9 protein-coding genes and 1 pseudogene are annotated in these 10,351 nt (G+C 39.6%); 4 read left to right on the top strand and 6 right to left on the bottom strand.

Annotation, left to right across the window (positions count from 1 at the left end):
- Positions 1-429 precede the first annotated feature (429 nt).
- The 3 genes from VSA01S_RS20220 to VSA01S_RS18595 all read left to right on the top strand — a co-directional run bounded on the left by VSA01S_RS20220 (position 430) and on the right by VSA01S_RS18595 (position 3,840).
- On the top strand, positions 430-540 hold the full coding sequence (locus VSA01S_RS20220; protein WP_219727192.1) for an ATP-binding protein: 111 nt from the start codon (positions 430-432) through the stop codon (positions 538-540).
- Between the two features lie 289 nt (positions 541-829).
- Complete coding sequence (locus VSA01S_RS18600) at positions 830-1,918, top strand: DUF4234 domain-containing protein (RefSeq protein ID WP_039982221.1); 1,089 nt, start codon at positions 830-832, stop codon at positions 1,916-1,918.
- Complete coding sequence (locus VSA01S_RS18595) at positions 1,915-3,840, top strand: DUF3857 domain-containing protein (protein ID WP_039982220.1); 1,926 nt, start codon at positions 1,915-1,917, stop codon at positions 3,838-3,840. The genes VSA01S_RS18600 and VSA01S_RS18595 overlap by 4 nt, the downstream gene beginning before the upstream one ends.
- 221 nt (positions 3,841-4,061) lie before the next feature.
- Here the strand turns inward: VSA01S_RS18595 and VSA01S_RS18590 are convergent, their stop codons facing one another.
- From VSA01S_RS18590 to VSA01S_RS18565, 6 genes and pseudogenes are all read right to left on the bottom strand, one after another.
- Positions 4,062-4,421 carry a VOC family protein gene (locus VSA01S_RS18590; RefSeq protein ID WP_039982219.1) on the bottom strand — a complete coding sequence of 120 codons (360 nt, stop codon included), beginning with the start codon at positions 4,419-4,421 and terminating at the stop codon, positions 4,062-4,064.
- Between the two features lie 64 nt (positions 4,422-4,485).
- Positions 4,486-5,187, bottom strand: a complete 702-nt coding sequence (locus VSA01S_RS18585; protein WP_039982222.1) for a helix-turn-helix transcriptional regulator — start codon at positions 5,185-5,187, stop codon at positions 4,486-4,488.
- Between the two features lie 349 nt (positions 5,188-5,536).
- Positions 5,537-6,397 (bottom strand): immunity 49 family protein, encoded by an 861-nt coding sequence (locus VSA01S_RS18580; RefSeq protein WP_039982218.1) that lies wholly within the window; start codon positions 6,395-6,397, stop codon positions 5,537-5,539.
- A gap of 831 nt (positions 6,398-7,228) precedes the next feature.
- Positions 7,229-7,720 carry an RDD family protein gene (locus VSA01S_RS18575; RefSeq protein WP_039982217.1) on the bottom strand — a complete coding sequence of 164 codons (492 nt, stop codon included), beginning with the start codon at positions 7,718-7,720 and terminating at the stop codon, positions 7,229-7,231.
- Between the two features lie 535 nt (positions 7,721-8,255).
- Positions 8,256-8,432, bottom strand: a pseudogene (locus VSA01S_RS18570) (GNAT family N-acetyltransferase); the annotation flags it as partial.
- A gap of 465 nt (positions 8,433-8,897) precedes the next feature.
- Positions 8,898-9,107, bottom strand: coding sequence for a DUF2798 domain-containing protein (locus VSA01S_RS18565; RefSeq protein ID WP_083932286.1), 210 nt, complete (start codon positions 9,105-9,107; stop codon positions 8,898-8,900).
- Positions 9,108-9,215: 108 nt separating this feature from the next.
- On the opposite strand from VSA01S_RS18565, the gene VSA01S_RS18560 reads away from it, so the two are divergent.
- Positions 9,216-10,097: a LysR family transcriptional regulator gene (locus tag VSA01S_RS18560; RefSeq protein ID WP_039982215.1), complete on the top strand. Its 882-nt coding sequence runs from the start codon at positions 9,216-9,218 to the stop codon at positions 10,095-10,097.
- Positions 10,098-10,351 lie beyond the last annotated feature (254 nt).

The raw sequence follows: 10,351 nt of genomic DNA, 5'->3' as shown, positions 1-10,351 counted from the left end.
CAAGCCCCCTAAGAGTATAATCAGACAAACCTACCAAGTTAGAAAACATCTTAATGTTCATTTTTACTTCCTTCATCACAGGTGGATTGTACATTCAAGCCTAAACAATTTTGTCTGGAAACGAGTAATGATACCCACTTTTCACTCTTTATTAAAAAATGAGCATGAGATTAGCCATATTTGGTCAAAGGTCGTTCAATTAGGAACATAGGTTTATTGACTAAAACAACAATGGAGCAAGGACTTGCTTGTCGAGATCGACTTAGGATTTTCGTACGTTTCAAATGACTTATTTTCAAAATATGGGCCATAAGACAACATACCACGTAGGATTTCTCGTTCAATGAGTAGCATTGCTTGCTTGAGTTTACACAAAAAACAGAACGCTCTTGATAATCAAAGGTGGACTAGACCTGCATATGGTACAACATGATTAGCAATGCCATTGTCGCTAGTGCTCTATTAGATAGGTTGACCCACAATACCCACCACATAGAACTGAGAAGTGAATTCATGAGAAAACTGACACAAACCGGATAGGTAGAGTAAAAATAAAAGCAGAAAAAACTTGGGGAAAGAGTGCCCGTAATCAGTGGGGAATACGCAATTGTGGAGGTCTGATTTTAGATTTGATTTACGTCAAGTATTGAGTGCTTAATGTCTCAATGCATGCCTGTTAATATCCCCAGCTTATGACATATAAATATAATTACTGCTTGATGTGAAAGCTATTTTTCTGGCAGATGATACAATGCCTTTAGAATTATCATTTATCATTAATCGTTGATTATGATGCTTTGGCTTGAAAACAAAATATGGATTATTATAAATGCAAGAAACAAACAGTATGCCTTATGACGAAACACAAAATGCCTCTCCACCTAGTGAAAAACAGCCGGAAAAAATAAAGGCTTCTTATCCAAGAAAACCATTCTTAGATGTGATTTTGTTTTTCAGCACCTTTGGCCTCTATTCCAGTTTCTGGCTATACCGTCGCGTCAAAGAAATCAAGCTTATATCTCGAGGTAATTTTAAACCTTGCCTATGGCTTTTCGTTCCTTACTTTGTCATCGTACAGTTTTTTGCTTTTCGAAACTTAGATAAGGCGCTGAGTGATTTAGAGGGTGACGGTACTGAACCAAAGGCTCAAACCATCTATAAATGGGGTTCTTACGGCTTCATGCTAACAACGCTTTACTTATCTGGGACCTCTAAATGGACAACCCCAATGTGGCTAGAGTTTGTTGTATATATACTTTATGCGATTTCTTTCGGTGCTATTGCGTATCGTGTTAACGCCTATAAAAAGCAGGTTGAAGGGATTGAGTTCATAGGAAAAGAGCGTGGTTTAAACCCATTAGAGTGGGTGATTGTTTTGCTAATGACGCCGACAATTTTGGGTACATTTGCCTTTTCTATCCTGTTTCCATTTATGGTTGATAAGTTGGATAGTTTCTCTGATGGGAGTGTATTTGTACAAGAAAATCATAACTATGAGTTGACCTTTCATGGGGAAGGTTGGCAGCAAGTGGAAGTTGGTACCTATTCCGATGGCACTGCCTTAGCTGAGTTTGAAAGCGAAGATTTTGATGCCTACTTTATGATTTTTGAAAATTCGGACTATAAGGCTACTGATGTTAATGATCACGTTCATTGGCGTCGCCAGTGGTTCGACAAGAAAATCGGAAATTCTCTTTGTACAGAGGATCGTCGTTTTATAGGTGACGAGTTTGTCGTAAAGGTTGAAATGACCTGTACTGAAAATGCTTTCAAGGCAAACGCTGCAGGCTTCATGGCACTAACCCATTCGCAAGATAAGACGTATGAGTTGCTTGGTATTTTGGCTCAACCTGAGTTGTCGTTTAATCGTAGAAAGCCTCAATTTGAAGCGATGATCAGGGAGTTTACTCTGCAATGAAACTGAATCAGCTATTAGTATTAACCTTGGCAACTTTGTCACATATATCAAACATTCACGCTGTTGAATTGTCTAATGTTGGATGGGACCTTTCTCAAGAGGGGGTCAAGGATGCTCTATTGTTGCTTCCTGAAGACAATCATTATTCCGAGATGGTGCAACTGCTTAGAGAGATAGAGTTTGATGTTCAGAAAGAGCAAGTTATCGAACAAAGAACTGTAGTTAATTACTTCCCTCGATTTGTCGATACTGAGTCATATGGCACGATGGGTTTGTACTTCGACCCGAATTATCAACAGGTGGTTATTAAGACCGCGGCTTCCGTTTCTCCTTCTGGAGTTGTAAAACAGATTACACCCTCACAAATCCAGTTGTTAAACACTGGTAGCTACAATACATTTTCCAGTCAAAAAGAACTCGCGTTGGCTATTCCAGGGCTAGAAGAAGGAAGCATCGCGGTACTAAAATATCAGGTTGTTACCAAGCGCTCGATGATGGAGCATGATTGGGCTGAAGAGTTATTTACTCAACAAAATTACCCAATTGCTACGTATAAACTCAATGTCAATTGGAGCAATGAATCTCCGATATTCTGGTCCAAAGATAGTGAAGTTATTGATTGTGAACAATTTAATAACACTCTCGACTGCCAGGGGTTGGATATTCCCGCCTTTGAGGGAGATTATCAATTTTTGTGGCGCGATGGCATTAATCGTGTTTCGTTGGGCTCGTTAAATTCTTGGCAAGATGTAGCCGATTTAGCGTCCACAACGATGGCGGCAGCGTCGACAAATCAAACGGGTTTGGATGACCTCTTTTTAAAGCTAACAGTAGGGGCGAAAAGCATGGATGAAAAGATAGAACGTATTTTGGCGTTTGTCTCTCGAGATATTCGATATGTCTCGAGCTCTGAATTCGGTCATGCTATGACGCCTCATGATATTGTAGAGACCATAGAAAACCGATATGGTGACTGTAAAGATAAATCAACTTTACTTTTGAGCTTGTTAAAGAAACTCAACTTAGATCCAGAATTGGTGCTGGTAGCTACAAATCGAAATGACCCTGAAAGAGTTATCATACCAAGTATGTTGATATTTAACCATGTCATCGTCTGTTTTGAATATGATGGGCAACGTTATTGCGTTGATCCAACAGACTCTCAAACCCACTGGCAACATACCCCTGCATGGGTACAGGGGAAAGTCTCATTGCCACTAACAGCGCGCACGCAATTGGAGCAGGTTAAAAAAAGCCCTTATCGTTGGAAGATGCACACCCAAACAAAGATTGTGTTTGATGGGTTTGGCGGGCAAAAAGAGACTCAGAAGCGCAGTTATGTTGGTGAATATGCTGCAGCTGTACGGTCTAATTTATTTGAGTTAAACGTTGATGACCGTTTGAAAAAATTGACCGACGAATATCACGAAGTCGTTTCATCAATAGGTAACCCAGAGTTTCGTGTTGAGAATGTTAACGAGATGACTGAAGGTTCTGTGATTCATTCTCACGCCACTATAGAACCGTTCCTAACCGTTGGAGAAGAGCTGAACTACGGAGAATCTGATGTTTGGATTGAGCGTGAGCTGTCAGACTTAAAGATGTTTAATGAGCTATATCCTGCGCTTTTCCAAGGCTTAAATGTCACTTCGACCATTAATTATGATACCAATAATGTATGGAAAATTACCGACGTGCCGCCAACGTTAGAATTGATTCACCCTTTAGGCTCGCTGATACGTCAAGTAACTCTTGTATCACCAACAGAGCTTTCTATCAAAACCGAACTCAAGGTTAGATCTAGAATGATTGAACCGGAAGAACGAGAGAGCTTTAATAGAATGCTGAGTGTATTTTCAGAGCAGTCGTTTATAAAGTTTTATGGCAAAGCTGCCTCAAAATCCCCAGACGCTAAATTGTAACCAATAACATAACTGACTTTTGCAATTTATATAAATCGCTGCCTAGCCAGCGCTTTACTTTTGGTAGGGGAAATGCACGCTCCTAAAGCTTGTAGAGTATTTAGTTTTACATAATGGGGCACTTTCGAGCTAGAAAGTGCCACGGGTAAAAATTCAACCTGAGAAACTTTTGGACAAAAGTGTGTTAACAAAGATGCTGCCTTCTAAGCAACAAGGTAACGTTAAGCAAATACTCGTAAGCGATGCCCATCTGGATCTAACGCAACAAAGTTAACGCCATATACAGATTCTTCACACTCTTGAGCAAACACCACATTCAGCTTTTTCCACTGTTCGAACAGGTTGTCTAGCTCGACGCGACTCATTGCTGGGATAGAAAGCTCTGTGCCGCCGCCTCGCACATGGCTACTTGGTGTTAAAGCATCAGTTTGTTTAAGAGTAATCTTCACGTTTTCAGCAAACTCTACGACTGCGAAAGTTGGTGACAAAAGCTTTGGTTGGCACTCGAATGCGCTTTCGTAAAAAGCCATACTTAGTTCAACGTTTTCTACATAAAGAACAATAGAATCAATAGTTAACATGGTAATTAATCTTCACTCTTCAAATTCATGGATGAAGTATAACCAAAGGTATTGACAGTTTATGTCAGTAGAGAAGACGTTTGTACTCAATACCCTCTATAGCTTCCCACTCTGTCAGCAAAACATGGCGAGAACGTTCGTATTTAGACTCAAGTTGAGAAAAAGAGTGAATTCTATCAAGTTGGAAATTACGGTAATCGCTTCGTGCTTCGCACCATGCAACCAAAATATTGTGTTGCCCAAACATACCTATCAGTATTGGCCACACTACCCTTTTGCTGGTTGCCCCCTTGGCATCTTGGTAAATAATTTCGGCTTTATATTCTTTTTGAATCGTTGCTTTCAACTCAGTTAGCGAGATCATTAGTTCGGGTGCCTTTAGAACTGAAGCTACTCTGATTACACTCTCTGTATGCTTAGCCTCATGCCCAGAAGGCAATACGGCTGAAATCTTAGCGAGTGCATCAATCGCAGCTTCCCTAAATTCTCCGTTTGCTTGCTTAGACACCCATTCAGCTCCCAATCTGAGAGCTTCAAGCTCTTCCAAACTGAACATCATCGGTGGGAGGTAAAAGCTAGGCTTTAAGATATATCCAAGCCCAGCCTCTCCTTCAATATCAGCACCTTGAGCTTGTAACGTAGCAATATCACGATAGATAGTTCGTACACTTACATTAAGCTGACTAGCCAATTTCTCAGCAGATATTGGGTATTTATAGCGTCGTAATAGCTGGAGAAGATCTAGCAGACGTTGACTTCGAGACATTGTAGAACCCATAAAATACACAATAAGAATAATGTACTAGAAGATAATCTACAGATCATGTTATTAAAATATGTGTGAACAACTTAGTAATTAAATAGTCCACACCTTAACTCTCGAAACTCATAAAGGGGCATTTCTCTTTTTTATGACCTGTCGGCACACTTTTGGACATAAACGTGACAGCGATTTTGCTAAATTAGCAACCAATGAATTAGATAAGGTATGGTATGGTGATTTTACTTTGAAGTACTAGTGCGATTAGTAATATCGCACTAGTAGAGAAGTTAGTCTTGGGTCTGGATTAAGAGCACTAAAGATTCACAAACAATATCCCAGAATATACTTATTGCTATTTAGCTAGTAAATCCTGTTCACCGTACACGAGCCATTTCGGCAAATATGCGGCTTCTGGAATCGTCCAGCCATACTTATCGTATGCCAATGCAGCGAGACCAGTCAGTTTCAGAGAAACATTCCCTTTTGGTGAATAACGAACATCTTCATTCATGTAGAACTGGTAATGTGCCTCTAACGCATCCCTCAGTGCTTCTTGATAATGTGCCTCATCGCCATCGATAATGGCAACAAACACATTCACAAATGGAATAAACAATGAGTGTACATATGGCACTCTGGTTGACTCTAAATATTGCGGGGAGGATTTCTCCATCACCGTTTGCAATAACTCAGTTAACGCTGGTGAATTGCTAAATACACCGCTAACGAACTCGACTAGAGCAACATTAAATGGCGTCTTTATAGACACTAACGACTCATCCATGATGGTCATCAGCTCTACACAGCGCCAATCTCTCGCGGCCATCGCTAAACAGATTTCATCCAACCATGCATCCATGGTTCCTCCAGCAACAGCACGGTTACCCACTTCCAAAAATTGTCGGTGCCCAACGGAGAATTCAACCACTTGGGCTGAATGATTGGCCAGCAAGTACACGTTATTCAGTAACTCGAGCGCCCTTTTTATGTAAGCTGGCGAAGCCTGATGTTGCCCGAATTCGGAAGCAGTGAAGAATGCATCAAGCGAATACCAAGCGTCACCTTTCATTCTTTTGAGAGGTTGCTGATAAAAAGATTGCTCTTCATCAAGCATTTCTTCCCAGAAGTTATAGAAGTCGCCATCTTCCTCACGAAAAATACGCAATTTTCTTTCTTCAGGTATATCTAAATAGTGATTCTTTATAGGTTCCATATTTCTATGCGTCCACTTTATTATCTTTGTCAGCGCCATTTTATTTTATGGCCGATGAGCCACCAACGGAAAAAACTGTGAATGAAATGGTATTGTAAGAAGATTTCTCTGTTTTTGAAATGACCAACATGGTTTACACATAACATTGACCACTTTGTCGGTGTTTATTATTCCAATTGGTTTGCTTATAAAATTCTCGGACCGCCTAAAAAGCTCTAATCAGATAGTTTCGGCTCTTATTTAAAGCCAAATAACACCATGAGTTTTTAGTTTTTGACGATTCCAGAACGATTTACACGGCAAAAATCAGTAAATTCATTTGAGCTTAGAATGGTAATCCGACAGCCATTTTTCGTACTTTATGAGCTTTGGGTTTCAGATTAGTTATGTTTGGTCAAAACCCATCCGTCCGAGAGCGTGGCTTTTTTTGGCGAAACTAACAATGGGGCAGATCCGAGCTAGGAGGCACTTTGTTAAAAATTGCCACATGTAAAACTTCAGCTCTATGAAGCCTCAGGACATTTCTGAGTTAGAGATTGCGATCGAAACAGTCTACTTCGGATAACTTCAAATCGGGGAAAAAGTGGTGGGCTTCGCTTGCCTGTCAATCAGTGACAGGTGCTCATCCGCGCAATCTACTTAACAAGGCAGCGAAAGGCTTGTTCAACACCCGAATAAAGTGTCGGCTGCGCGACACTTACTCTTATTTGTTAGGTGAAATTATTCCTACACGTATAAAGCTAACATTAATGACAGCCAAGTAAGTACAAACATAATTGAACACTCGGGATTGAACGTTGGCTGCGCAACGCTTAATCGTTATTTGTTATGTTAATTTTTTGACGAGAACTCAACCTCTTGAGGTATATTGCGATCTTTTTCGCATATAACTACAGTATTGGCGAGTTTATCGTGCCACCCCTGTTTACGCTTATCCCACGCAACCCAAAATATACCTAGACCAAGAGGGATTATCGCTAGAGTATACCCAAGGTACCTTATAATACACTGTTGAAGAGTAGGTTTATCGCCAGTCTTAGCGTCTACAATTTTAGCTGATATAGCCATTTTACCTGGAGTCGCTTGACGATAACGCCAGAAACCGATGATCGCTATCAATGGAAAAATCCAGCTTAAAACCAGGTCAGCGAAGCCTTGCACTAATGCATCATTGTCAAAATATGCCCAGCCATAAACCGCTACTAGAATCGGGTATGTAAGGAAACACATTATCACACTATCGAGTAGACTAGCACCAACTCGAGGCCAAAAGCCTGAGTATTCGTACAAATCGCTCATTTTAGTAGGAACATTATCTTTCATATTATTTACCTAGTTTATAAAATCGACGTAACCATATGATACGCAATGTAATTCCTTTATCAAGTTAATACTCAACCTATTGAATTTCACCTCAGTTAATATAACGCTTTCTATACGGATTTATGCCGTCTTTTATCCCCCTACAACGTTGCCTTTATAATAAAAATTCAACTAACAATCAGTAGTTTAATGCTGGTTATTTAGTATTAGACTTCAAATGATGCATAATTTTTAAAAAGCTTAATTCGGCACTTCATCGAATAGCTACATGTAAGGCAAACGACAGTTTTAGATATTCACGCTGAAAATGAATGGGGCATTTTCGTGTTTTATGCCACTTCGGCAGCGACCTACTCTTCGAATAACTTTTGGTATCCTAAAACGACCAAGACAACTGTTACTAGTGGTGGGCGATATGACAGGAAATGGACAATTTCTTCCGCTACACAACGAGACTTACCGATAATCAAGTTACATTTTTATGCTGTAGTCTGATATAATTTGGCATTGCCTAACATCAACGGCAACCTTCCCTTTACTGACAGACTTTGAAGTAACTTTTGTATTTCGGATTCCCTACATAACCAAGGTTCTCATACATAGACTGAGCCATAGTATTGCTGATAGCGGTTTCCAAATCTACACCCTTTGCATTCGTATCAAGAACAAACTCATAAGCTTTAGCCATCAAAGCATTTCCAACACCGAGGCCACGAGCTTTATCCTTTAATTAAAGGTCGTTTAGAGTCCAATATTTTTGAAGCTATTCAGAGCTAAACCCTTGGTATAAAGTAATAAAACCTATGAATGAGCCACTTCTTTCAGCTACTAAAAAGGTCGCTTCATCAATATCGATTCTATCCTCTAGCCACTTCTCTGATTCCGTTATAGTCGCTGAATTGTCTAGATTAACTGATAACTGTCTATATGCATGAAATAGGTGGGAAAATTTTTCAACATCATTAAGGCGAGCGGCTCTAATTTACATCATTAAATCTTTGTCTTTATTAGCTGTTCCAAAGTATATGAGAGATAGCGTATAGGTTAAGCAGAAATCTCTACACCATTTCTCGAATGAATATTCACTTTTCAGCCTAATGAAGTTTTACCCCAAATGAAAACTTCTGGGAGGAAATCATCAAGGGACAAGCCTCCCCCTTGATGAAGTAGTATCTTCTTACTGAAGAACTTTCTTGGTTATCGTTTGTGCCAATGGTGAGGTAAAGAAAGAGATCACCCCTGCTGCTGGCCACGCCAATAAAAAAGCATGTCCCCATAAGTTTAAAAATTCTGGTGTACTGCCCAAGTTTATGTACGTTACCCATAAAGTCATGAGTGATGATAGAAAGAAAGACATAATTACGGTAAACAAAATACGATATTTCATATGCTAGCCTCTGAAGTTGCTTGATGGTTCACGAAAAACTATAGTGATGTACATTAATGATTTCTACGGTTCAAGATGAGCCTTTAAAACCCAAATATGGTTTTCAATATGCATGGCAATATCTCACTGTTTGTCGCTGTAATAGAAGCAGGAAGTTTCAAATCAGCAAGTAGACACCTTAACATCCCATCATCGACAATAGGTAGACGAATCAGAAACCTAGAAGAGCAGTTTAGTTGTAAGCTATTGAGTAGAAATAGCCACACTTTTGAAATGACCAGAGAAGGCAGAAAATTATACGAGCACGCCCGCTTTCATGTTAACTCTCTAGACTCCATAGCAAATGAATTGAGAGACGATGTTTCTAGTGATAAAGGTCATATAAAACTGTTGGCTCCTGCCAATTTGGTTGCAAGCTGTATACATGAACCCCTATCGAACTATCTGAAAGAAAACCCCAAAATTGAATTAGATTTGGCACTAAGTAATGCGCTTACCAGTTTTTATTCGTCAAATGCTGATATGGCTATTCGCGTTGGAAAACAGAATGATTCCGATCTAACACAATTAAAAATTGGAACTATCAAAACGGTTCTTGTGGCAAGTCCTGTCTATCTACAATCTGTGGGTAAAATTGAAGAACCAAAAGATCTTGGAAAGACGGATGTTATTGTTGTAGAACCTTTAACTACATGGGAGCTTTATCACAGCTCCAACCTATCAAAGAATATCTGTCATAAACCTGCTTCTCGTCGTGTGTCACTTAATGATCTAAATGTTGCTAAACAATTTTCTATCAATGGTCTCGGTATAACATTAATACCTCTAACAGAAGTGAAAAATGATCTTGAATCGGGCAAATTAATCAGAGTATTACCAGATTGGCATGGTAAAGATCGAGATGTTTATGCTATTTGGTACAGACGACAATTTCTTAGTACAAGAACTTCAAGGCTTATAGATTACCTAAAGAACAATATAATCTTTTAAAGCATATCAAACTTAGTAAGTATTAACGGCAACCAATGTGCTATATCGTACAAGTTGCGAAAGCATAAATATGCAATTTTGAGTTTGAAGGTTACGCTGTCCGAAATGAAAGCTTTTGGGAGATTCAGTGCATCGGTGCTGCGTGGTCTGCCATTAATAAAAGTCGGGCTATTTTTTAGTGGAGATTATCAGCGTTCTGTTGCTTCCCCTTGAAAAGGGGCATTTTCGTGTTTCATGCCCCGTAGGCACAGTTT

Source organism: Vibrio sagamiensis NBRC 104589, assembly GCF_007990935.1.
GTDB classification, from domain to species: domain Bacteria; phylum Pseudomonadota; class Gammaproteobacteria; order Enterobacterales; family Vibrionaceae; genus Vibrio; species Vibrio sagamiensis.
The sequence above is the reverse complement of the archived record's forward strand: the minus strand, read 5'-3'. Positions and strand labels throughout refer to the sequence as shown.

Bases quoted from the DNA above. Each gene is read 5' to 3' on its own strand.
- VSA01S_RS20220 (WP_219727192.1), top strand. From the start codon at position 430: ATGATTAGCAATGCCATTGTCGCTAGTGCTCTATTAGATAGGTTGACC.
- VSA01S_RS18600 (WP_039982221.1), top strand. From the start codon at position 830: ATGCAAGAAACAAACAGTATGCCTTATGACGAAACACAAAATGCCTCT.
- VSA01S_RS18595 (WP_039982220.1), top strand. From the start codon at position 1,915: ATGAAACTGAATCAGCTATTAGTATTAACCTTGGCAACTTTGTCACAT.
- VSA01S_RS18590 (WP_039982219.1), bottom strand. From the start codon at position 4,421: ATGTTAACTATTGATTCTATTGTTCTTTATGTAGAAAACGTTGAACTA.
- VSA01S_RS18585 (WP_039982222.1), bottom strand. From the start codon at position 5,187: ATGTCTCGAAGTCAACGTCTGCTAGATCTTCTCCAGCTATTACGACGC.
- VSA01S_RS18580 (WP_039982218.1), bottom strand. From the start codon at position 6,397: ATGGAACCTATAAAGAATCACTATTTAGATATACCTGAAGAAAGAAAA.
- VSA01S_RS18575 (WP_039982217.1), bottom strand. From the start codon at position 7,720: ATGAAAGATAATGTTCCTACTAAAATGAGCGATTTGTACGAATACTCA.
- VSA01S_RS18565 (WP_083932286.1), bottom strand. From the start codon at position 9,107: ATGAAATATCGTATTTTGTTTACCGTAATTATGTCTTTCTTTCTATCA.
- VSA01S_RS18560 (WP_039982215.1), top strand. From the start codon at position 9,216: ATGCATGGCAATATCTCACTGTTTGTCGCTGTAATAGAAGCAGGAAGT.